Genomic DNA, 23,378 nt, shown 5'->3' on the forward strand with positions numbered 1-23,378 from the left:
CCTGCGCACGCACGCGCACTCCGCGCCGCCGTCGCCCGGCGTTCCTCCGCACCGCCCGAACGGTGCGCCTCCCCGCCCGTCCTCCGGCGCGGCCGCCCAACCGCGCGGCCGCCGGGGACCCGGCCGGGACTCCCGCCACCGGCCCGTCCGGCCGGACGGCAACCCCTCATCCCACGCACCCACCGGCGGCGACCGCCCGCCTCCCGGCACCTGACGCACACGCGTACGCGTCCGGCCGCCGGCGGCCCGCGGCGGCGCCCGCCGGAGAACCGGAGACACACCCCAGCATGCCGAACGACTTCAACCAGCAGATCATCGAGGAGTTCCGCGCCAACGGCGGCCGCGTCGGCGGCCCCTTCGAGGGCGCCCGGCTCATCCTTCTGACCACCACCGGCGCGCGGTCCGGCCGGCAGCACACCACTCCGCTGGGCTGCCTGCCCGACGGGGAGCGGGTGCTGGTCATCGCCTCGGCCGGCGGCTCACCGCACCACCCGGACTGGTACCGCAACATCCTGGCGCACCCCCGCGTCACCGTCGAGGACGGCGTCTTCACCTACGAGGCGGGGGCGGCGGTCCTGGAGGGCGCCGAACGGGACCACCTCTTCGCCCGTGCGGCCGAGGCCGACCAGGGCTGGGCCGACTACCAGACCAGGGCGGGACGGACCCTGCCGGTCGTCGCCCTGACCCCCCTTCCGGGCCCGCCGCGCCCGAACGCGTCGTCCTGGGGCGCGGCCCTCAAGCTCGTCCACGACGCCTTCCGCCGCGAACTCACCCTGATCCGCGGGGAACTCGCGGACTCCGGGCCGGGCGCGCTGGGCGCCCAGCTCCGCGTCAACTGCCTGACGTTCTGCCGGAACCTGCACGGCCACCACACCAACGAGGACGCCGGGATGCTCCCGGCCGTGGCCGAACAGAACCCGGAGCTGGCCCCGGTGACGGAGCGTCTGTACCGGGAGCACGAGCGGATCGCGGCCCTGCTGGACACCCTCCGCGACCTCGTCTCCGCCGGGGACGCGGACCCGGCCGCCGTCCTCCCCGAGTTCGACCGCCTCACCGCCGAGCTCGAAAGCCATCTGGTCTACGAGGAGGAGCACCTGATCCCCCTCCTCGACGCCGCGGTCACCTGACCCCATGGGCGCCCGGCCCACCGGGGAGACGCCGTGCCGCCCGCCGCCCGGCCGTCCGGGGCCTCAGCCGGCCGCGGAATCCTCCGCGGCAGAGGCAGCGGCGGGGGCGGGCGGCAGGGCGGTGAGCGCCAGGACGGCCAGGTCGTCGCGGAGCCGCTCGCCCCACCAGGCGTGGGCGTCCTCCATCAGCACCGCCGTGATGTGGTCGGCCGGACGCGCGGTGCCGGGCGGGGGCGGCTGCTTGGCGACGACGGCGGCGAGGTCCTCGGACTCCCGCTGGTGGTACGAGCCCGCGCCCTCGGTGAAGCCGTCGGTGTAGAGGACGAGGGTGTCGCCGGGCAGCAGCTCGGTCTCCGTCACCGGGTGGTGCACCTGCCCCAGGGCGCCCAGCAGCGGCCCGTGCACGTCGAGGACGGTCGTGCCGCCGTTCGCCCGGCGCAGCAGCGGGGCGGGGTGGCCAGCCGAGGCGAGGTGGAGGCGGGTGGGCGTCAGGGTGGTGTCGACGACGACGTAGGCCAGGGTGCAGAAGGGGGTCCTCTGACGGCGCAGGGCCCGGTCGACGAGGTCGAGGACGTGCGCCGGGTCGGGGGTGTGCTGGGCCGCGGCCCACAGGGTGTGGCGCACCAGGCCGGTGATGGCGGCCGCGGCCGGCCCCTTGCCGCAGACGTCTCCCAGGACGAGGACGTGCCGTCCGTCGGCCGTGGCGAAGGCGTCGTAGAAGTCGCCGCCGATGTGCAGCCCGCTGCCGTGCGGGTGGTAGCGGGCGGCGAGGTCGAAGCCGGGCAGCGCCGGGAGGTGGGGCGGCAGCAGGGGGTGTTCGAGTGCCTGGGTGGTGGCGCGCAGCCGGTGCAGCAGACGGTCCTGCTGGATGCCCACGGCCATCTGGTCGGCGATGCCCTCCAGGGTGCCGGAGGCGGCGGACGACAGCGGGGCGGTGCTGCCGAGGGCGAGCACCCCCAGCAACTCCCCGCCGGAGACGAGGGGATAACCCACGCAGACGGTGGAGTCCTCGCCCGGGACCTCGTCGAGGGCGGGGCGGCGCTCGGCGGCGACGCGTTCCATCAGCGCCTGGCGGACCCGGACGTGCGCCGGGGTCGGCCCGTCGGCCGGGCCGTCGGCGCACACCGTGTGGTCCAGCCGGTCACCGGCGGGCGTCCGCACCGCCCAGACGCAGGCGAAGACGGCCGACAGCCGGTTCACCGCCGCCTTGACGCACCGCTCCAGCCGCTCCGGCAGCGGACCCGGAGCGGTCATGGCCGCGGCGACCTCCGCGCTGAGCAGCGCGTGGCTCGTCCGCTCGGCGAGCTGGCGCTGGGCGCGCAGCCGTTCGGTGATGTCCTCGACGAGCAGCAGCCGGCGCTCCCGCCCCTCGGGGTCGAGGACCTGCTGCGGAGCCAGCCGCAGCGCCTGCGCAGCGCCGTCCGGGCGGAGACGTTCGAAAACCGCGCCCGGGTCGGCGCCGGGCTCTCCGCCGGACGAGGCGAGATGCTCCTCCAGCCGGGCGTGCAAGGTCTCGGGGAACAGGGAGGTCAGCGGCCGGCCGAGCGACTCGGGCTCGCCGAGGTCCAGGATGTCGGCGGCCTTGTTGTTCCAGGCGGCCATGGCCCCGGAGGCGTCCAGCATCAGCGCGCCGACCGGCGCCTGGGTGAGGAACTCGCCGAAGAGGTGGTCCCCCATCTGGCGGCTGATCGCCGTGCCGGCGCCGAGCCGGTACTGGGCCGCGGCCCGCACCGTCGTATAGGTGCGCTGCCGGCCGAGCGCCGTCATCATCTCCCGGGCCACCCCGGGCAGCCGGTCCGCCTGCGAGACGGGGAGGTGGCGCGCCCGGTCGCCGGAGAACAGCAGGGGCAGGGCGGCGAGATCACCCTCGGTCTCCGCGGTGGAGACGGCGATCACCACCAGGTCGGCGGGGTGCGGACGCACCGCGTGGACGAGGCCGAACGGGGACGGCAGCTCCTGGCCGAGCACCACCAGCGTGGGGCGGCGCTCGCCGCGCACCCCCTGGGTGTGGTCCACGAGCTGCTCGGGCGGGACGAAGAGCACGTCGGCTCCCGGGCCGAGCACCGCCTGCAGCGCCGACACCGCGCCCGGGAGTACGCCGACGAGGAGGACGCGGGGTCTGTCCGGAGGCACCGTCATCCCTCCAGCAGCGGTTCGTCGAGCAGGGCCCGGCCCGTCCAGATGCGCAGCACGTCGGTGGTCGGAGCCATCACATGGGCCGCGCGGGCGTCGCGCAGCATCCGGTGCAGGGCGGAGTCCTGGCCGTAGCCGATGCCGCCGACCAGGGTCAGGGCGTCGTTGATGACGCGCTCCGCCGCCTCGGCGACCTCGGCCTTCGCGGACGCCAGCCCCATCAGCGCCTCCGCGCCGCCCGCCTCCGCCTCCACGGCCGCGTGGAAGATCAGCCGCCGGGTGCGCTCCACCCGGGCCCACATCGACCCCAGCCGGTGCTGGACGACCGGCTGCGAGGCCAGGGCCCGGTCGGAGTGGGCGTGCCGGCGCCGCAGCAGATGGGCGCGGGCCTCCTCCAGAGCGGCGGCGGCGACACCCAGGTAGGTGCCGGCCATGGCCATCAGGAAATACGGGGCGACGACGTTGAAGACGTACCAGATCTGGTCGCCCTCCTCGCCCAGCAGACGGGACTGCGGAATGTCCACCCCGCGCAGCTCCAGGGAGCGCGAGGAGTTGCCGCGCATGCCGAACCCGGTCCACGGCTTACCCCACACCTGGCCCGCCGCGCCGGCGTCGAGCACGACGCAGGAGAACAGGCCCGGCGGGATACCGGGGTCGGCCGCGACCGCGGAGAGCACATAGGAGTCCGCGTGGGCGGCGTTGGTGACGAAGCTCTTGGTGCCGGTCAGCCGCAGCCGGCCGGGACGGCTGTGCTCCATGCGCGTCTGCGGCAGCCAGAACTCGCCGCCGGTGGCCGGCTCGGACAGGGCGAGCGTCGTCAGATGCTCCCCGGCGGCGATCGGCCGCAGATACCGCTCCTGCTGCTCCGGGGTGGCCTTGGCGGCGATCACGGCGGAACCGGCCAGATGCATGCCGAAGCAGATGGACGTCGACGCGCAGGCCCGGCCCGTCACCTCGCCGACCTGCGCCACGGCCAGCAGACCGTGCCCCAGCCCGCCGAACCGCTCGGGCACCACCAGCCCGCCCAGCCGCTGCCGCAGCGCGGCCATGCCCTCCTCGGGCCACCGCTGCCCGGCGTCGGTCTCCGCCGCACGGGGGGCCAGGACCTCGTCCGCGGCCTCGCGCGCCAGGGCCACCACCTTGCCCAGCTCGATCCGCGCCACCGCTGCACCGTCTTCCTGTGTACGGGACCCGGTCGAAGAACTTCGGCGGGCGTCTCCGGCTGTCAATCCACCGACTTTCCGCCGACTCCCGCCGCGGAGTCAAATCGCACGGGAAGGCGAGCTTCCGCGGAAACCGGTACGTCGGCCTCCGGCGCGGCGGCACCGGCGCCGCCCCGGAGGCCCGGGGCCCTCGCTCAGCGCTCCGGCAGGCGCTGGAGCAGGCCCCAGGTGAACTCGGCGATCACCCGGCACCGTTCACCGGTCGCCGCGTCCGGTGCCGTGAACGCCAGCCGCCAGCGGGTCGGGGCCGAGCCCTCCATCGGCGTGGCCGGGGCGAAGGCGCGGGCGACCTCGTCCACCGTGCAGCTCCAGGGACGCAGATCACCGAGCGTCCGCAGGACGGGGCCGGGGGCGCCCGGGGCGCGGACCAGCCACTCGTTCCACACCTGGCCGCCCGGCGCCGCCAGCACCTCGAACCGCAGATCCGGCCAGAGCGGCACACGCCAGCGCAGGGCCTCGCACTCCAGGTCGCCGATCCGGCGCGGGGCACGGGACTCCGGCGGGCCGAGCACCGAGCGGTAGCGCGCCAGGGCGCCGCGGGCCCGGGGCGAGCGCACCATCGCCTGCCAGCGGCGGTTGGCCTCGCGCATCACCGCCCGGCTCTCGCCCAGCTCCCGCAGGGCGTCCTCGACGAGGCCGGGCTGGTGGTCGGCCATCCGCCGGAGCAGCACGAGCTGGAACAGGAGGGGGCCGGGCAGGGGCGGGGGAGGGGCGTCATGCGGGAAGGCGGGCCGGGTACCGGCGTCGGCGCCGCTGTCGGATCGAGTGCCGGAGGCGGGCCGGGTGCTGTCGTCGGGACCCGGGGTGTCGGCGGGCGGTTCGGGACGGCTCATGGCTCCATCGTCCCGCGGCGCGCGGGTGCGGGGCGGCCGCCGGGGGAGCGGCGGGCTCCGGCGGCACGGCCGGCGGCCCGGCGCGGCCGGAAAGCCCCGGACCCCGAGCGCCCCGGAGCCGGCAAGTCCGGAGACGGTGACGACCAGGCTTATTGCCGCCCGAAGGACCCACGGTTAGGCTGGCGTTCGTCATACCGATCAACGGCCGGGGTTTCGAACGTCTTGTTCCGGGCGCCGCCGCTGACGGAAGCGAATGCCGGAAGTTGGAAGTAGGTGAGTGAGCGGTTGTGACTCCACCCACGACTGAAGTCGCGGGCTTCCTGTGGCGGTGGCTAGGCACCGTCGCAGAGGACCAGCCCGGCCCTGTGTTTGACGTTCAGCGCGCCGACGTGGTCGGCATGTGCCACCAAGCCGCAGTTGACGCACGTGAACTTCGCCTGGGTGACGCGGTTCTCCTTCGCCACGTGCCCGCAGCCGCCGATTGCCGGTGGGCAGGTGCGGGTGGGGGTACCCCCGGCGAAGCCAGGGGGAGTGTTGCGGGCGTCCACCGGGATCACACGGCGACCGGCGCTTGCAGCCTTGTCCGCCAGGATCCTCAGGAACTGCCCCCAGCCCGCATCCAGGATGCTGCGGTTCAGCCCGGCCTTCGCCGCGGCACCGTTCGCCAGGAACGCACCGTCGTGTTCGGGGTCGGGCCGGGGTGCGGGCGCCCGGGTCATGCCCGCGGTGTTCAGCCGCTCGTGCCCGATCACATCGTGCTCGCGCACGAGGTCGAGTGCGGCCTTGTGGTGATGATCCAGACGCCGCCGCCGGATCTTCGCGTGCAGCCTGGCCACCTTGCGGGCCGCGGCACGATGCTTCTTCGTACGGCGCCACGTGCGCCTCGGGAACGTCGCCAGGTGCCGCTGCGCCACGGCCAGTTCCCCGGCCGCCTCGTCGAGGAATCCGGGGTTGGGGGCGTGGTGGCCGTCGGAGTCGGTGTAGAAGTGGACCGTGCCCAGGTCGATGCCGACCGTGCTGCCGGTCGGGGGCAGTGGCTCGGCGGGCACCTCCTCACAGGCCAGGACGACATACCACCGGCGGCCCTCCCGCTCCACACTCACCGTCTTCACCCGGCCCCGCACCGGGCGGTGTTGGTGCACACGGACGTGTCCGACACCCTGCAGACGGACACGGGTCCGGGTGGCGTGGGGGGTGGAATCCCACCGGCAGCCGTCCCCGTCCCTCGGGAAGGTGACGGTGTCGAAATGCCCCACCCCCTTGAACCGCGGATACCCGGGCCTGTCACCGGCCTTCACCCGCCGGAAGAACGCCTGGAACGCCCGGTCCAGACGGCGCAGGGTCGCCTGCTGGGAGGAGAAGGACCACCGCCCCTGACGCTCCGGATCAAAGGCCCGGATCTCCCTCAACTGCGCCGACTGATCCCCGTACCGCACCGACGTCCGGGAACGGTGCCGCCAGGCATCACGACGCTCCTGCAACGCCCCGTTGTACAGGGAACAGTGATCCCGCAACATCTCCACCAGCGCCCGCTCCTGGCGAATCGTGGGACGCAGCAGAAACTTGTACGCCCGCCTCACGCCCACCCCCGCCTCCCCGTATCCAGCCGGCCAACACTGACGCGTTCACGCTACCGCTGCCTACTGACACCACAGCGTGCTCCGCCGCTGCGCAGCTCCGGCCCAAAAATTCGATTCCCCCACCGGCTGAAGCCGGTGGTCCCCTCGAAAGAAGGTCTGATGGGACGCCTGGTACCCGCCGTGACCCGAGCCCTGGACATCCTGGAGCTCTTCCTCGAAGGAGACGGTACGCTCTCCGCCCCCGAGATCACGCGCAGGCTGCAACTGCCGCGCACCACCGTGCACGAGCTGGTCACCACGCTCGCCGCCCGCAACTACCTCGTGGCCGTCCCCGACCAGCCCGGCCGCTACCGGCTCGGCGTCCGCCCGTACCAGCTCGGCAGCCGCTACGCCGAGCAGCTCGACCTCGCCGCCGAGGGCCGGCAGGTGGCCCGGGGCGTCGCCGAGACCTGCGACGAGACCGTGCACGTCGCGATCCTGGAGGGCACCGACGTCATCTACATCGCTAAGGTGGACAGCACCCACGCCGTCCGCATGGTCTCCGCGGCCGGTCGCCGGCTCCCCGCGCACTGCACCTCCGTCGGCAAGATGCTGCTCGCCTCGCTCCCCGAGACCGAGCTGAAGCAGCTCTTCCCCGACGGCCGGACGCTGACCGCGATGACGGACAACAGCATCACCTCGCCCACCGCGCTGCGCCGCCAGCTCGCCGCGATCCGCGAGAGCGGGATCGCCGTCGAGCACCGGGAGTCCAACCCGGACGTCAGCTGCGTGGCCGCGCCGGTGCGGGACTCGGCGGGCACGGTCGTCGCGGCGCTCTCGATCTCCGTACCGATGATCCGCTGGAGCGAGGAGCGGCACGCGGAGCTGTCGGAGCTGGCCGCCAAGGGCGCGGCCGAGCTGTCGGACCGTCTCGGCTACCGTGGCCGCCCATGAGCACAGAGACTCCCCGCCGCACGGTCCGCCACCCCCGCCCGGAGGTGGCCGTCCGCGAGACCGCCGAACTCGGCGAGGGGCCGACCTGGGACCCGGCGACGGGCCGGCTGATCTGGATCGACATCCTCTCCTCCCGCGTCCACGGCTACGACCCCGCCACCGGCCGCCGCACGGTCTTCACGACCGGACAGCACGTCGGCGCCGTCAAGCCCCGCGCGGGCGGCGGCCTCGTGCTCAACCTCCGCGACGGCGTGGCCCTGCTCTCCCCGGAGGGCGCCTTCTCCTGGCTGCACCACGACCCGGTGCCGAACCGCCGGGGCAACGACGCGGCCGTGGCGCCGGACGGCTCGCTCTGGGCGGGCACCATGACCTACGACGAGACCCCTGGCGGCGGCAGCCTCACCCGCATCGCGCCGGACGGCACGGCCGTCGAGGTGCTGCCGGACTCCACCGTCAGCAACGGCACCGGCTGGAGCCCCGACGGACGGCTGATGTACTACGCCGACTCGCCGACCCGCCGCGTCGACGTCTTCGACGTCGTGGGCCAGGACATCCGGGGCCGCCGCACCCTGGCGGAGATCGAGGACGGCGCGGGCTACCCGGACGGGCTGTGCGTGGACGCCGACGGCTGCGTCTGGGTGGCGCTGTGGGACGGCGGCGCGATCCGCCGCTACACCCCGGACGGCCGCCTGGACCGCACCCTTCCCCTCCCCGTCCGCCGCCCCACGGCCTGCGCCTTCGGCGGCCCGGACCTCACGGACCTGTACATCACCACGGCCCGCGTCGGCCACCGCCCCCACCCCCTGGCCGGCTCCCTCCTCGTCCTCCCGAACGCGGGCCAGGGCCTCCCGCAGCCCCCGTTCGCGGGGTGACGGGTCTTCCTGGACGGAGAGCGACGGGTGCAGAAGGAGTGCGAGGACCACAGTCCGGCCGACCCTCGCTCGCCTGACGGGATGCGGTACTGCGATCCGTCGGGTGAATGCCGGGCTCTGATCGGTCTGATCCACTGGGAATCCTCGCTCGACGGTCCGATCGGTGCCGCCAACCACTGCGATGCAGACGACCGGCCTTCTGTCCGGCTGGATCGTGATGCGGTGAGGGACATCCTGCAGCGATGTGTTTCCGGGCAGCTGAACGTTCTTGAACTGCCGCGCTGGGCTGAAGCGGTGCACATGCTGGACTGTGTCGAGATCGACGAAGTAGACCGAGATGTGCTGACCCAATGCCTCTTCGAGGTGTCGACTCCCGAACTGTTCGAGCCGATCACCGTTGACGTATGCCGGCGATGGATCCGTCGTATGGAAGAGGCGTAGCGCTCCGCTCACGCAGAGACTCCGGAGGCCCGGACTCGGAACAGCCGGACAGCCGCAGGGCCCCCGACGCGCCCGACACTTGGCAGAGCAGGCCGGCCATCGGCGAGTTTGAGCCGGGCCCGTCCCTGCCAGGCGTCCTGCCGCTGGGCCGGGGCAGGGCGAAGCTCTGGGAGGCAGCGGCGCGACGGGTGCTGCCGCCCTAGACTGGCCAGGTGACCGCAGCATTCGACTATGAGGACATGCACCACCTGGTGGACCGGCTCACGCCGCACCAGGTACGTCGCCTGCGCCTGCTCGTCACCCAGGACGAGGAACTCGCCCAGGCTGCCGAAGCACTCCCACCGCGTCCCACTGAGGAACAGGCCGTCCCTGCGGGGTTGCTGGCGCTGATCGGGGCGGTCAACGGGCCGGAGGACCTGGCCGAGCGGCACGACGACTACATCCGCGAGCGGATGCGCGAGCGGTTCGGCGACCAGGCGTGAACGCGATCGTCCTCGACACCGGCCCTCTCGCCGCGGCCTGAACGCCGGCGACCGCCGCCACGCGGACTGTGCGTCGCTGCTGGTCTCGACGACCGGCCGCCGCCTGCTTCCCAGCCCCGTGCTGACCGAGGTGTGCTGGCTGCTGGAACGCTGGCCCAAGCTGGAAGCCGCCTTCCTCTCCGAGGTCGCCAAGGGCACCTTCGAACTGGTCCACCTCACCCCTGCAGACCTGGAGCGGATGGGTGAGCTCGTCCTGCAGTACGCGGATTTCCCGCTGGGCGGCGTCGACGCCTCGGTGATCGCCGTAGCCGAACGCTTCGGGGTGGAGCGGATCGCGCCCCTCGACCGCAGACACTTCAGCGTCGTCCGCCCCCAGCACACCCCGGCTCTCACACTGCTGCCCTGACGGCAACCGGACCCGCCGACGGCGGACACCCGCGGACTTCCGTTGACCCATAGATTGCCGCTGACCTGCACAAATGCAGTGAAAAGGGGCTGCCCGCGACGCGTACCGTGTGCTCGCCGGGGACGCTCCGTCACTCGTCATCATTCGAGCGGTCCGCGTGGTGTACAGGGAAGATTTACTCGGGCGAGAGGCGGAGACCCGGGGCGCGGTCCGGGTCGACCCGCCAGGCCTCCATGCCCAGCATCCGCCGCAGGAGGTCGCGGAGGACGGTGCGCTGCTCGGCCGTGAGGCCGGTCAGGGGCCTGCGGGCGAAGCGAGGGAATCGCGGAAGCGGCGGGCGGTGGCGCGTGCCCTCAGCCGCGGTGGCGGCCGTGCAGAGGGCAACTGAAGTGTGATGATTCTGTGATGGCTTGCCGGTGGTTATCTCCGCGGGTGTGATGTGCATCACTACCCTCGCCCGCTGTTGATCGATTTCGACTGCTTGAGGGCCTGGTCTTTTCGGTATCCGTACCCTTACGCTCTGTCTCGGTCTTCACGGGGTCTTCACGGTGGGTGGGGTGTGTTGGGTGGGGGACAGTGCGCTTCGGCGCGGCTTCGGAAGCTCGTTGGCTCTCGCGCTGAGTGCGGCGTTATCCGTAGGGCTGGTTCCGGACACGGGGCAGACTGCGGTGGCGCAGACCCCGGTCCGAGCAGCTGCGGAAGGGGCCGACTCCGCTTCTGATACGGGCCTTTCCGAGGAAGCGGCCATGGCGGAGGCGGAGCGCACCGGTGAAGCGGTGGAGATCTCTTCCCGACGCGGTGAGAGCAGCGAAGTCTTCGCCACCCCGGACGGCAAGCTGGAGGCCCGTGAGTACCTGCGGCCGGTCCGGGCCCGGGTGCAGGGCCAGTGGAAGCCGGTCAACACGGACCTGGCTGAACGACCGGACGGCCTGATCGGCTCGAAGGCGACGACAGTGGAACTGAAACTGTCCGGCGGCGGTGACAAGGCACCGCTGGTCAGTATGCGGAAGGCCGGCCGGGAGCTTGTGCTCTCCTGGCCCGGTGAACTGCCCGCCCCTGTGGTGGAGGGGGACACGGCGACCTATCCGGAGGTCCTGCCCGGAGTCGACCTTCGTATGGGGGCTCAGGAGGACGGTTTTACGCAACTGCTGGTGGTCAAGTCGGCAGAGGCGGCGCAGAGCCCCGCGTTATCCGAACTCCGGCTGCGGATGGCGGCCGAAGGGATGGAGGTACGGGAAACCGACGCCGGAGGGCTGGAGTCGGTCGACGAGGGAGCCGGAACTCCGGTCTTCGAGGCACCAGCACCTTTGATGTGGGACTCCAGCGGTGGTCCCGAGGAGCCGGGGGAGCGCCAGACCGCTTCCCGGGTGGCTGATGAGGAGCCGGGGGACTCGCGTGCCGGTGAGTCGGGGAAGCTGGCCCCTGTCGAGGTGGACGTCACGGCGGGCCAGAAGGAACTGGTACTCACTCCGGATCCCGGGGTGCTGAGGGGTGAGGACACCCAGTACCCGGTATTCATCGATCCCCAGTGGTACTCGCCCCGGGCATCAGCCTGGACGGTGGCGTCGAAATACTGGGCTTCTTCGCCACAGTGGAAGTTCAACGGCGACTCGGATGCCGGCATGGGCTACTGCGGCTGGGCCTACTGCAAGCCCCATGACACCAAGCGGCTCTTCTACCGGGTTCCGGTGTCCAAGTTCGCCAACAAGTCCATCTTGTCGGCGGAGTTCGTGGTGCGGAACGTGCACTCGGCTTCGTGCGACGCCCGCTCTGTGCAGCTCTGGCGCACCAAGGGCATCAGCTCCTCCACGACGTGGAACTCGCAGAACGACGCCGGTTTCTGGGTGGACCGGCTGGCGTCGAAGTCCTTCGCCTACGGCTACACGGGCTGTGCGGCCAAGGACGCGGAGTTCTCCGTGAAGGCTGCGGTGCAGGAGGCAGCGGACAAGAAGTGGTCGACGATGACCTTCGGTCTGCGGGCGTCGAGCGAGACGGACGCCTACGGGTGGAAGAGGTTCTCGAACAAGGCGTTTCTCCGCGTGAAGTACAACCGTCCGCCGTCGCAGATCAAGATGTCGCAACTGGCCATGGAGTACGGCGGAACCTGCAAGAAGCCGGACAGCAAGGCCCGAGTGCGCACCCTCGGCAAGATCTACGCGAACAACGTCACCGACCCCGACGGGGACGGTGTGGCAGTGGAATTCCAGGCGAAGTGGGACTCCGGGGACGGCAAGGGAACCGTCGTCCGGTGGAAGCCCTCGCGGACCTCCTCGAAGAAGTCCGGGGCAAGCTTCTCCATCTCACTCCCGTCCTCGATCCCCCAGAACAAGACGGTGCATTGGTACGCGCGCTCCTACGACGGGGCGCAGCACTCACCGTGGTCGTACGCGGGAGACCCGACCGGCTGCTACTTCGTCTACGACACCAGCGTGCCGAAGGCCCCGTCCATCGCGTCGGGCGAGTATCCGGAGTCGGATCCGGAGAATACGGACGACCCCTGGTATGATGGTGTCGGCCAGTACGGATCCTTCTCTCTGGACTCGGCATCGACCGACGTGAACCGGTACCGGTACGGAATCAACGCCGACCCGGTGTCGAGGAACCAGATCTCCACTTCCGGGGGCGCGGCACGGACCGCCAAGATGCTACCGGGAAAGCCGGGTCTGAACTTTTTCACGGCTCAAGCGCTCGACGCGGCGGGGAACGCGTCGGAGATCCGTACGTATCAGTTCAGGGTGAAGGCCGGGCAACCCGAGCGGGCCACCTGGCAACTGGACGAGAGTGAGGGCGCGCAGAGGGCTGACGGGTCCACACCACCCCGTGTGGCGAGGCTGCACGGGGAAGCCGCTCCGGGCGTGACCGGTGTGAAGGGCACGGCCCTGTCCCTGAACGGCACAGACGCCTACGCCTCCACCGACATCCCCGTGGTGGACACCGACCGCGGGTTCACGGTCTCCGCATGGGTCAAGCTGTCACACATACCCGAGGGTGCGGCGGTCATCGCGGCCCAGCCGGGCAATCACCGCCCGGGCTTCGAGTTGTACTACTCGGCGCACTACGACCGCTGGGCCTTCAACCAGTACGAGTCCGATCACCCGGACGCGAAGATCGTCCGGGCCATGGCGGACCGGCCGGGCGGGGTGAAGGCGGATGAATGGACCCACCTTGTGGGCTCCTACGACGGTGTGAACAGGAACCTGCGTCTTTTCGTCGACAGCGAACCGGTGGGCCAGGTGGACCTGCCCAATGCGTGGAACGCGCGCAGGGGCCTGCACATCGGCGCCGGTTCCTACGGCACCGGGCCCGAGGCGTTCTTTCCGGGAACCATTGACGAGCTACAGCTCTTCGACAAACGGATCGCCCAGGACGAGGTCGACAAGCTGTACCGCAAAGAACGGGTCGGTGACCCCGGCCGTCCGGCGGTCGCGGTCTTCGCGCTGGACGAGCGGACAAGCGCCACCGAAGTCAACGGTCACGGGGACGTACTGCCTGCCGAATTCCACGGCGGTGTGACTCCCGGTATGCCGGGGGTGGCCGGCAACTCGGCCGGGTTCAACGGAACAGACGGCTACGCCCGCATCGGGCAGACCACCGGTCCGCATGTGAACACCTCGCGCAGTTTCACCATCTCGGCCTGGGCGAAGCTCGACCGCAAGCCGGACGGCGCAGCCATTATCGCGGCGCAGGCGGGGCGACACCGCCCCGGTTTCGAGTTGTACTACTCGGCGCACTACGACCGCTGGGCCTTCAACCAGTACAGCGCGGACGACCCTGACGCGAAGATCATCCGTGCCATGCAGCCGGACGGCAGCAAGGCATACGCCGGGCAATGGGTGCATCTCGCGGGAGTCCACGACACCGTCGCAGACACCCTGACCCTGTATCTCAACGGCAGGGAGGCCGGCGCAATCGAACTCGGCGGCGCCTTCTACGCGGATCAGTCCATGCTGATCGGCGCCGGCTCCTACAGCGGCGAGATCAGCAATCACTTCCCCGGACGAATCGACGATGTGCGGCTCTTCGACCGTCCCGTGTCATCGAGTGAGGTGCAGCAGTTGTTCCGGCAGCGTCCTCTCATCAAGGGGCGCTGGATGTTCGAGGAGTCCGAGGGCGGCAACACACCGGACGATTCCCCGGAGAACAACCCGATGACGTTGCACGGTGGCGCCGCGCCCGGCATGGGCTTCGTCGACTTCGGCGGTCTGGAACTCGACGGCGTCGACGACCACGCGGCAACGAGCACGGTGCCGGTCGACACATCGGCAAGCTTTACCGTCACCGCATGGGCACAGGCGGCGGCCGTGCCCGATGACGGTGTCGCCCTGGTCAGTGCGGCAGGGGGTGAGGAGAGCGCGTTCTCCGTTCGTTATGTCCCGGACAGCGGAGGCACTGGTGAGAGCCCGGGCAGATGGCAGTTGGCCATGCCTTCGCGTGACGCCGCCGGCGCCTCCTTCGCCCGGGTCGATCACGGGGAATTCCATGACGTACGCGAATGGAATCACCTGGCCGTCGTCTACGACGGGTTCTCCAAACAGGCCCGTCTGTACGTGAACGGCAGTCTGGTGGAGACCTCTTGCGCCGACGCCGATGGGGACGGTGAGGCGGACGATCCCGGCTGCGCGGATCTGGTGCCGTGGGCCGAGGACGTGCTCTCGTTCCAGGCCACCGATTCCTTGCAGGTCGGCAGGGCCAGGGTGGACGGCTCCTGGGGCGAGTACTTCCCCGGCGCGGTGGACGACGTGTGGACCTTCCAAGGCGCCTTGGACGAGGCGCAGGTCGAGTGGCTGGCCGGTCAGTGGTTCGAGCTGCCGACCGAGGTGCCCAACACGCGGTGAGTGGCCAGTGCGTGCCGAGGGTGCGGCACACCGGTCACTGCGGTTCGAGATTTTCGCACTGTGCATCGCGCGCTGGGCCGGTGCTCACGGACGAGGGATTGATCAGGGATGAAGGGCATAGCCAGACCGCGTCGGTTCGCCGCCTTCAGACACCACATCGCGTTGGGGGTCTCCGCGGTCATGGTCGGCTCGCTGCTGCAAGCGGCGGCCGTTCCGCAGGCCACGGCAGCCGACGGCAGCAAGGGCCGCCCGGCTCTGCCCGCGGCCGAAAAACCCGTACCCGGGGCATCCTTGGGAAGGGACGAGTCCCAGCCGCGGGGAGCCGCCAAAGGCCCGAAGACTCCTCGCAAGGCGCCAGATGCAGCGTGGCCGCAGACCGGTTCCGCGGTGGTGGAGCTGCCCCGTGCTTCGGGCAAGCGCAGGACGGGCCGCGTCAGAGCCGAGAACCTGCCGCTGGAACTCGGCACCCCCACGGAAGTGGACGGGGCCGCTGCGAAGACCCAGCCGCAGACTGCCGACGGCAGCGGGCGTGCGCCGGCGGCCCGGGGCAAGGTACGGACGCGGGTCATCGACCGTGAAACCGCGCGGAAAGCCGGAGTGGACGGGCTCCTGTTCACCGTCGAATCCCTGCCGGCAGCGGGCCGTGCGGAAGATGGCAAGCCCGGGACGGTCGGGGCCAGGCTCGACTACTCCGGCTTCGCCGAGGCGTTCGGTGGCGGCTACGGAGCGCGGCTGACGCTGGTCGAACTGCCCGCCTGCGTCCTGAGAACCCCCGACAAGAAGCAGTGCCGTACGGGTACACCGGTCACCGCCGTCAACGACACCGAGCAGCAGACCCTGACCGCCGAAGCGGTGAGCCTGCGGCCCGGCTCCCCGACCGTTCTGGCCGCAGTGGCGGAGGAGGAGAGCGAGGAGAACGGCGACTACAAGGCCACCAAACTCTCCCCCTCCGCGGCCTGGGACACCAACCTCAACACCGGTGACTTCAGCTGGTCCTACGACATGCCGGTACCGGAGGTCCCCGGCGGCATGAAGCCCAATGTGGGCCTGTCGTACTCCTCCGGAGCCATCGACGGACGCACGGGCGGGACGAACAATCAGTCCTCCTGGGTCGGTGACGGCTTCGACCTGTGGCCCGGGTACATCGAGCGCCGCTACAAGCCGTGCTCCGAGGACGACGTCGAACACCCTGACGGCAACAAGCCCGGTGACCAGTGCTGGGGTTACGACAACGCGTTCATCACCTTCAACGGCAAGGGAGGTGAGCTGGTCCCCGCAGGAAAGGACGAGTGGAAACTCAAGCAGGACGACGGCACCAAGATCAACAGGCTGAGGTCCACCAACCGCGGCAACGGTGACGAGGACGGCGAGTACTGGCGGCTGACCGACCCGGAGGGGAACCGTTACTACTTCGGTTACCACCGGCTGCCGGGCTGGACCGAGGGGAAGGAGACCACCGACTCGGCGTGGACGGTCCCGGTCTTCGGAGACGACACCGGTGAACCCTGCCACGCGGGCTCCTTCGAGGATTCGTGGTGCCGGCAGGCCTGGCGATGGAACCTCGACTACGCCGTGGACCGCCACGGAAACGCGGTGGCGTACTACTACGACCAGGAGAAGAACTCCTACGGCCGCAACCTTGAGGAGAAGGACAACACCCGCTACACCCGCGGCGGCACCCTCGACCGTATCGAGTACGGCCTGAAGTCCTCGTCGATGTACGGCACCAAGGCACTGGCGAAGGTGACCTTCACCGGCGCCCAGCGCTGCCTGCCGAACGACAGGACCGACTGCACGTCCATCGAGGACGATGCCTTCTACTGGTACGACACGCCCTGGGACCTCAACTGCGAGGCCGGTGCGGACTGTGACCGAGGCCGGGTGTCGCCGTCCTTCTGGACCCGTGAACGGCTGACGGGCGTGACGACCCAGATCCTGACCGGGGACACCTACAGCAACGTGGACTCCTGGAAACTGGACCACCGCTGGGGACAGGCCGACATCGACTACCAGCTGCTGCTGGACTCCGTCCAGCACACCGGTCACACCGCGGAACCAGCCGTGACGCTGCCCAAGACGACCTTCGCCTACACCCAGCTGGAGAACCGTCTGGACAAGACGGGGGACGGATACGCGCCGTTCGTCAAGGCCCGGCTGTCCACGGTCGCCGATGAATCCGGCGGCCGGACCGACGTCAACTACTCGAGTCCCGTGTGTGACTGGGACGCCCTGCCCACACCGGAGACGAACACCACACGGTGCTTCCCGCAGTACATCGGCGGTTCCGGCTCGGACGACCCGGAGCGGCAGTGGTTCAACAAGTACGTCGTCACCTCCGTCACGGACACCGATCGCACCGGCGGAGCTCCCGACCAGGTCACGCGGTACGAGTACAAGGGCGGAGCGGCCTGGCACTTCGATGACGACGACGGCCTGACCCGGGAGAAGTTCAAGACCTGGTCCCAGTGGCGCGGTTACGGCCACGTCCGGGTGATGACAGGCGGTCAGGGCGGCACAGCCGCGATGAAGTCACAGGAGGACAGCTACTTCCTCCGCGGTATGGACGGCGATCGCAAGAACGCCTCCGGGGGAACCAAGTCGGTCAGCGTCGCGCTCGGCGAGGGCGAGGGCGACCCGATCACGGATCACGAGTCGGCGGCCGGGTTCGCCTACAAGACCGTGGCCTTTTCGGCCCCCGGGGGCAACGTACTGGGCAAGTCGGTGCAGCGGCCGTGGCACCACCGGACGGCGGAGAAAGAACGTGACTTTGGTACGGTCACGGCGAATCTGACCGGCACCGCCCACGTGAAGGAATGGGCCTCGCTGGACGACGGCGGGGGTTCCGAGTGGCGCATCACCTCCACATCGACGAAACACGACACCGTCGCGGGCCGCGTCGTCCAGGTCGACGACTTCGGTGACAACGGCACGTCCGCCGACAACCAGTGCACCCGTACCACCTACGCGACCAACACCGACAAGAACATCCTCGCGCTCCCCTCCCGGGTGGAGACCGTCGCGGTCAAGTGCGCCGATGAGCCGGACCGCTCCGAGGACGTCATCTCGGACGAGCGCACCGCCTACGACGGTGGTGCCTACGGTGCGGCCCCGACCACGGGCGACGCCACGCATGCCGCCTCGCTCAAACAGCACGACGGCACCAAGGCCACCTACCTGGAGTCCGGGGCGACCTATGATTCCTACGGCCGCCGGCTGACGGCCACCGATCTCACCGCCAACGTCACCACCACCGGGGACGGCGCCCCCGTACGCAGCGCGCGGGACGATGGCCGCATCACGACCACGGCCTACAGCCCCGCCACCGGCTTGCCGTCGAAGGTCACCGAGACCACTCCGCCGGCCAAGGACGGTGACAACTCCACCGCGCAGACCATGGTCACCGAGCTGGAACCACTGCGCGGCCGGCCCACGGCCGTCTTCGACACCAACAACAAGCGGACGACACTCGCCTACGACGCCCTGGGCCGGACCACCAAGGTCTGGCTCGCGGGCAGGCTCACCGGCACGAAGCCGGACCAGGAGTACACCTACTTCGTCAACGAGGGCGAGCCGGTGGCCGTGGCCACCCGCACCCTGGGGATCAGCGGCTCGGAGCAGATCCCCTCCTACACGATCTACGACGGGTTCCTGCGCGAACGCCAGGTTCAGGAGCCGGGCCCCGACGGCGGCCGTCTTATCTCGGACATCTTCTACGACGAGCGCGGCCAGGTCGCCAAGACCTTCGCCCCGTACTACGCCGACGGCGCTCAGCGGAGGCTCCTGTTCCAGCCCGAGGACGCGGAGGGGGTGGAGAGCCAGACCCGGCACAGCTATGACGGGCTCGGCCGGGAGACCGAGTCGCGGCAGATCGCGGGCAACGGCGACGGCGGCGCCGTCCTCGGCGTGACGAAGACCCTGCACGGCGGAGACCGCACCACCGTCATCCCGCCCGAGGGCGGCACGGCCACCACCACCCTGACCGACGCCCGCGGCCGGAGCACGGAGCTGCGCCAGCACCACCAGCGGGCTGCCGACGCCGGCTACGACACCACGAAGTACACCTACACACCCTCCGGCGAACTGTCGAAGGTCACCGACCCCGCGGGCAACGCCTGGACCTACGACTACGACCAACTGGGCCGCCAGATCAGGTCGGAGGACCCGGACAAGGGCACCGTCACCAGCACCTACGACGACCGCGGCCAGCTTGTCTCGACCACGGACGCGCGGGGCACCGAACTGGTCAAGGTCTATGACGGTCTCGGCCGCCAGACAGAACTCCGCGAGGGTGGCGCGACGGGCAAGCTGCGTGCGAAATGGACCTTCGACACCATCAGCGGCGCGCAAGGACACCTGGCGGAAGCCACCCGCTATGTGGACGGTGAGGCGTACACGCACAAGGTGACGATGTACGACCCCTACTACCGGCCGATGCGCACCGCGACCGTCATCCCCGGCGCCGAGGGCGAACTGGCGGGCACCTACCAGGAGGGAACCTCCTACGCCGCCAACGGACTGGTCAGGGCGCGCAGTTTCTCCGCGGCCGGGAACATCACGGGCAAGGGCTGGAACCACACCTACGAGAACGGCACTCTCCGTCCGCTCGCGGTCTACGGCAGCGGCTTCCGCGCGGATGCCACCTTCTCCCTCACCGGCAAGCCGCTGCAGTTCGAACTCGGCGGCACGGGCGGGGCGAAGAAGACCTGGGTGTCCCACACCTACGAGTGGGGCACCCAACGCCTCGCCACGTCCCGCGTCGACCGCGAAGAGGTCGCCGGCGTCGACCAGCACAACACCTACCGGTACGACCAGGCGGGCAACGTTCTGTCCGTCTCGGATGTGTCGCGCGACGGAACCGACACCCAGTGCTTCACCTACGACTACCTCCGCAGAATCACCGAGGCGTGGACGCAGGGCGTGAAGACCTGTGCCGACAAGCCGGCGGGCGACGAGATCGGCGGTCCGGCTCCGTACTGGCACTCCTACACCTACGACAAGACCGGTAACCGGCTCACCGAGACCCTGCACGACACCGGCGGGGACAGCGCGAAGGACACCGAGCGCAGCTACGCCTACCCGCCCGCGGGCGGCCCGCAGCCGCACACGCTCACCTCGGTCTCCACCCAGGGCCCGGCCGGCACGGCCCGGGACACCTACGGCTATGACGCGACCGGCAACACCTCCTCAAGGAATCTGGCCGGTGACACCCAGAAACTGACCTGGGATGCCGAAGGCCACCTAGCCAAGATCACGGAACCGGTCGAGGGCGGTGAGGACAAGGTCACCGAGTACCTCTACGACACCGACGGCAACCGTCTGATCGCCCGGACTCCGACGGAGACCACCCTCTACCTCGGCGACCACACCGAGATCGTTCTGAAAAAGGGTTCCGACGAGCCGGAAGCCACCCGCTACATCCCCCTGGGAGGCGGGAACCAGGCCGTTATCGCCGACGACGGAACCTGCACGATCACCGTCGCCGATCACCACGGCACCGGCCAACTCGCCATCGACGCCGCGACACTGGAGCTGACCCGGCGCCGGACGCTCCCCTTCGGGGGACTCCGGGGTGAGACACCCGAAGCCTGGCCCGGCACCAGAGGCTTCGTGGGAGGCGTCGACGAGACCGGGACCACGGGTCTCGTCCACCTCGGCGCACGCGAGTACGACCCGGCGCTCGGCCGGTTCATCTCCGTGGACCCGGTCATGGATCTGGCGAAGCCGCAGCAGATCCACGGTTACACCTACAGCAGTAACAACCCGCTGACATGGACCGATCCCACCGGGCTGATGGAGACGTGCGGGGCCACCACGGTTCAGTGCTACCCCGGCCACAGAGAAAAGCCCAAGAAGCCGAAGGGCAAGAAAAAGATCAACAGCGCTGTCAGCGGAGGAAACCCGGGCAGCCCGGGCAACTCCGGGAGCAGCAGACCCTGGGGCGGAAGGCTGGGAACCTACACCCCGGGCAGCGGCTCCGGCCGCGGATTGGGCCCCGTCATCATCGAGGGGAACGATGTCGATGCGCCCTCGTGTACGTGGACGGTAAACGTCTGCACTGGGGGCCTGATCGAAGCCGCCGATTTCCAGGCGGACTGGGCAGATCTCTGGGAAATAGGCGAAGAAGTCGTTTTTCCTGATATTGAGTCGTGGAAGAGTTGCCTGGCCGACCATGAGCTCGCCGGATGCGGATGGGCTGCCACAGACCTCCCCTGGTTCAAGGTGATCAAGGGCGGCAAGGTCTTCCTGAAGGGTGCCAAGAAGTGTCACAGTTTCCTGCCCGGCACTGCGGTTCTTCTGGCTGATGGCACGCGGAAGGACATAGAGAATCTGGAGGTCGGTGACGAGATCGTCGTCACCAACCCCGAAACTGGTGAGACGACGACCCGCGAAGTGGTCGCCAGCATCATCACCGAGGACGACAAGCACTTCGTCGAGCTGACGATCTCAAGCGATAATAGATCCGCCTCCCTGGTCGCCACAGCAACGCATCCCTTCTGGGTGGAGTCCGAGGGCAAGTGGGTCGAAGCCGGCGACCTCGCCGTCGGGATGACGTTCCGCACTCCGTCCGGCGAGACCGTCACCGTGGAGCGCCTCCACCACTACGAGAAGCGCCAGCGGACGTACGACCTCACTGTCGATGACATCCACACGTACTATGTGCTGGCAGGGGAGACTCCGGTCCTCGTTCACAACAGCGGAGGGTGCATTCCGGCCCTCCGGGGTTGGAGCAGCCAACGCTTCCAGTTCGGGAACCAGACCTTCCTTCTGGACAAGAAGGGAATGGAGCACATCCTCACTCGTCACCATCCGAAAATGTGGGATGGCTCGGTAAAGGCTCAGCAGTCTTTCTTCGACCCCAAGATGAGCGTTTCTGATGTTCAGGGCGCAATCGGGCAGGTTATGCGCCAGAACAGGGATACGCTCGTTCAGCGAGGAAGCAGGGGTATGTATCAGATTCAGGGAAACGTCAACGGAGTAGACTATGTTCTCGGCATGAATAAAGGCCGAGTCGGCCAGTTCTACCCTGTTACTCCCTGACATGAGGAATCACGGCGTGATCGAGATCGAGACGTACCTGAGGGATTCGGGCGGCAAGTTCGTGCAGGTTGATGCTTGCACCGCACGCCCAGCTGACGCCGACTACGTCGAGGGTGCGGTGCGAATCGCCATCCACGGAGTTGAGATCATCGGGATCAGTGAATGGGATTACGTTGACCAGCTGTGGGCGTACGTGGCCAGCATGGTTCCGCAACTCTCGGCCACGGGGTACGCGTCGACTTATTTCCCGGATCAGCCGATTGAGCTCTCTTTTCGACGGCAAGGGTCTCAGGTTCTCGTTTCGGCGAAATCGGGCAACGGCGCGAAGAAGGCGAGCGTTTCAGCGTCTGATTTCGTGGCGGCGCTGAGGGGTGCGGGAGCGGCGTTCTTCGGCAAGATGTCGGAGCTTTTCCCGGAGAACGCGGACTCCTATTCGGAGTCTCGTCGCGAATTGTTGTCGTGAATTGACTCGACGCTGAGAGGCCCCGCCAGAGCCGACTCTGGCGGGGCCTCTCGCCGTCTTGACGGCAGTAGCTGACGGCAACGTCAGTGGACGAGCGCCTTGCAGGGTGGCAATTCATCGCCGTCGGAGCGCGCCGTCTCGGTGGTCTCCGGGCTACCGAGCGCGGTGCCGAGAGTGTCGATGGCGTCGCGCTGGAGGCGGGGGCGGACGCGGGCGCAGACGGCAGCGGTGACGCCGATATGAGCGTGCCCGATTAGTTCCTTGATCGCGACGAGTTCGACGCCTTGCTCCAGGAGGAGCGTCACGGCGGTATGGCGAAGATCGTGAAATTGGATGCGGCGGAGGCCAGCCTTATGGACACCGGGCGCGAAGTGGTCCGCGACCGCCGTTTCGCCCTCCTGGACGCACGCTCCACGCTCTACTCGGCTGCTCTGGCCGATCTTTGAGCTTGGGGGAGTGGAGATGAGAGGATTCCTGCTCGGGATTCCCCGGCCCGTCAGGCCTCCACACCCAGCATCCGCCGCAGGAGGTCGCGGAGGAGGGTGCGTTGCTCCGCCGACAGGGCGGCCAGGGGTTCGCGGGCGAAGTCGAGGGAGTCGCGGAGGCGGCGGGCGGTGGCGCGGCCCTCGGCGGTGGTGGCGGCCAGTTTGACGCGGCGGTCGGCCGGGTCGGGGCGGCGTTCGACGAGGCCGCGGGCCTCCAGCCGGTCGACGATGCCGGTGACGTTGGACGGCTCGCACTTCAGCCGCTGCGCGATCCGCCGCATCGGGAGCGGTTCCAGGGAGAGCAGGCCGAGCAGCCGGGCCTGGGCGCCGGTGAGGTGGTGCTCGGCCGCGGCGTCCTCGTACTCCTCGTGGTAGCGGGCCACGACGGCGGCGATGAGCTCGACGACCTCGAGGGTCAGGGGGTCCGTGCTGCGTGAGGCCATGCATCCAGAGTAACGATTTACTTGACAATCTGAAATATTGGGCAGCATGGTTGTTTCAGGTAGTGAAGTATCTGGCCGTCGCTG

General features: G+C 69.6%; 16 protein-coding genes and 1 pseudogene. 10 read left to right on the plus strand and 7 right to left on the minus strand.

Annotated elements, in window-relative coordinates; translation table 11 throughout:
* The first annotated feature begins 287 nt into the window (after positions 1–287).
* Positions 288–1,127, plus strand: a complete 840-nt coding sequence (locus tag SXIN_RS22290; protein WP_019709172.1) for a nitroreductase/quinone reductase family protein — start codon at positions 288–290, stop codon at positions 1,125–1,127.
* 63 nt (positions 1,128–1,190) lie between these two features.
* Here the strand turns inward: SXIN_RS22290 and SXIN_RS22295 are convergent, their stop codons facing one another.
* From SXIN_RS22295 to SXIN_RS22310, 4 genes are all read right to left on the minus strand, one after another.
* Positions 1,191–3,260, minus strand: a complete 2,070-nt coding sequence (locus tag SXIN_RS22295) for a SpoIIE family protein phosphatase (RefSeq protein ID WP_050930834.1) — start codon at positions 3,258–3,260, stop codon at positions 1,191–1,193.
* Positions 3,261–3,262: 2 nt separating this feature from the next.
* Positions 3,263–4,423 (minus strand): acyl-CoA dehydrogenase family protein, encoded by a 1,161-nt coding sequence (locus SXIN_RS22300; protein ID WP_019709174.1) that lies wholly within the window; start codon positions 4,421–4,423, stop codon positions 3,263–3,265.
* Positions 4,424–4,617: 194 nt separating this feature from the next.
* The gene (locus SXIN_RS22305; RefSeq protein ID WP_238154004.1) at positions 4,618–5,139 is read right to left on the minus strand and encodes a hypothetical protein; all 522 of its coding nucleotides are present in this window, start codon (positions 5,137–5,139) and stop codon (positions 4,618–4,620) included.
* Between the two features lie 509 nt (positions 5,140–5,648).
* Positions 5,649–6,896 (minus strand): RNA-guided endonuclease InsQ/TnpB family protein, encoded by a 1,248-nt coding sequence (locus SXIN_RS22310; protein WP_039821409.1) that lies wholly within the window; start codon positions 6,894–6,896, stop codon positions 5,649–5,651.
* 159 nt (positions 6,897–7,055) lie between these two features.
* On the opposite strand from SXIN_RS22310, the gene SXIN_RS22315 reads away from it, so the two are divergent.
* The 5 genes from SXIN_RS22315 to SXIN_RS22335 all read left to right on the plus strand — a co-directional run bounded on the left by SXIN_RS22315 (position 7,056) and on the right by SXIN_RS22335 (position 10,030).
* Positions 7,056–7,829 carry an IclR family transcriptional regulator gene (locus SXIN_RS22315; protein ID WP_019709177.1) on the plus strand — a complete coding sequence of 258 codons (774 nt, stop codon included), beginning with the start codon at positions 7,056–7,058 and terminating at the stop codon, positions 7,827–7,829.
* On the plus strand, positions 7,826–8,701 hold the full coding sequence (locus tag SXIN_RS22320) for an SMP-30/gluconolactonase/LRE family protein (protein ID WP_039821403.1): 876 nt from the start codon (positions 7,826–7,828) through the stop codon (positions 8,699–8,701). The genes SXIN_RS22315 and SXIN_RS22320 overlap by 4 nt, the downstream gene beginning before the upstream one ends.
* A gap of 27 nt (positions 8,702–8,728) precedes the next feature.
* Positions 8,729–9,142: a hypothetical protein gene (locus tag SXIN_RS22325; RefSeq protein WP_019709179.1), complete on the plus strand. Its 414-nt coding sequence runs from the start codon at positions 8,729–8,731 to the stop codon at positions 9,140–9,142.
* Between the two features lie 212 nt (positions 9,143–9,354).
* Positions 9,355–9,624, plus strand: a complete 270-nt coding sequence (locus tag SXIN_RS22330; protein ID WP_019709180.1) for a hypothetical protein — start codon at positions 9,355–9,357, stop codon at positions 9,622–9,624.
* A gap of 103 nt (positions 9,625–9,727) precedes the next feature.
* The gene (locus SXIN_RS22335) at positions 9,728–10,030 is read left to right on the plus strand and encodes a type II toxin-antitoxin system VapC family toxin (protein WP_238154005.1); all 303 of its coding nucleotides are present in this window, start codon (positions 9,728–9,730) and stop codon (positions 10,028–10,030) included.
* A gap of 175 nt (positions 10,031–10,205) precedes the next feature.
* On the opposite strand, the gene SXIN_RS22340 is transcribed toward SXIN_RS22335, so the two are convergent.
* On the minus strand, positions 10,206–10,475 hold the full coding sequence (locus SXIN_RS22340) for a hypothetical protein (RefSeq protein WP_019709182.1): 270 nt from the start codon (positions 10,473–10,475) through the stop codon (positions 10,206–10,208).
* A 301-nt stretch (positions 10,476–10,776) separates the two neighbouring features.
* Here SXIN_RS22340 and SXIN_RS22345 point away from each other — a divergent pair, with 301 nt between their 5' ends.
* The 3 genes from SXIN_RS22345 (at position 10,777) to SXIN_RS22355 (ending at position 22,366) form a co-directional block, all read left to right on the plus strand.
* Positions 10,777–14,865, plus strand: coding sequence for a LamG-like jellyroll fold domain-containing protein (locus SXIN_RS22345; protein WP_019709183.1), 4,089 nt, complete (start codon positions 10,777–10,779; stop codon positions 14,863–14,865).
* A gap of 180 nt (positions 14,866–15,045) precedes the next feature.
* Entirely contained in the window at positions 15,046–21,903 is a 6,858-nt protein-coding gene (locus SXIN_RS22350; protein ID WP_095757427.1) for a polymorphic toxin-type HINT domain-containing protein, read from the plus strand.
* A 16-nt stretch (positions 21,904–21,919) separates the two neighbouring features.
* Entirely contained in the window at positions 21,920–22,366 is a 447-nt protein-coding gene (locus SXIN_RS22355; protein ID WP_019709185.1) for a hypothetical protein, read from the plus strand.
* 83 nt (positions 22,367–22,449) lie between these two features.
* Here the strand turns inward: SXIN_RS22355 and SXIN_RS22360 are convergent.
* A pseudogene (locus SXIN_RS22360) lies at positions 22,450–22,719 on the minus strand (tyrosine-type recombinase/integrase); the annotation flags it as partial.
* On the opposite strand from SXIN_RS22360, the gene SXIN_RS32810 reads away from it, so the two are divergent.
* Positions 22,678–22,812: a hypothetical protein gene (locus SXIN_RS32810; protein ID WP_019709187.1), complete on the plus strand. Its 135-nt coding sequence runs from the start codon at positions 22,678–22,680 to the stop codon at positions 22,810–22,812. The pseudogene SXIN_RS22360 and the gene SXIN_RS32810 overlap by 42 nt on opposite strands.
* A gap of 50 nt (positions 22,813–22,862) precedes the next feature.
* Here SXIN_RS32810 and SXIN_RS22365 read toward each other — a convergent pair whose 3' ends face one another.
* Positions 22,863–23,294 carry a MarR family winged helix-turn-helix transcriptional regulator gene (locus tag SXIN_RS22365; protein ID WP_019709188.1) on the minus strand — a complete coding sequence of 144 codons (432 nt, stop codon included), beginning with the start codon at positions 23,292–23,294 and terminating at the stop codon, positions 22,863–22,865.
* Positions 23,295–23,378: the final 84 nt, after the last annotated feature.

Source organism: Streptomyces xinghaiensis S187 (assembly GCF_000220705.2).
Taxonomy (GTDB): domain Bacteria; phylum Actinomycetota; class Actinomycetes; order Streptomycetales; family Streptomycetaceae; genus Streptomyces; species Streptomyces xinghaiensis.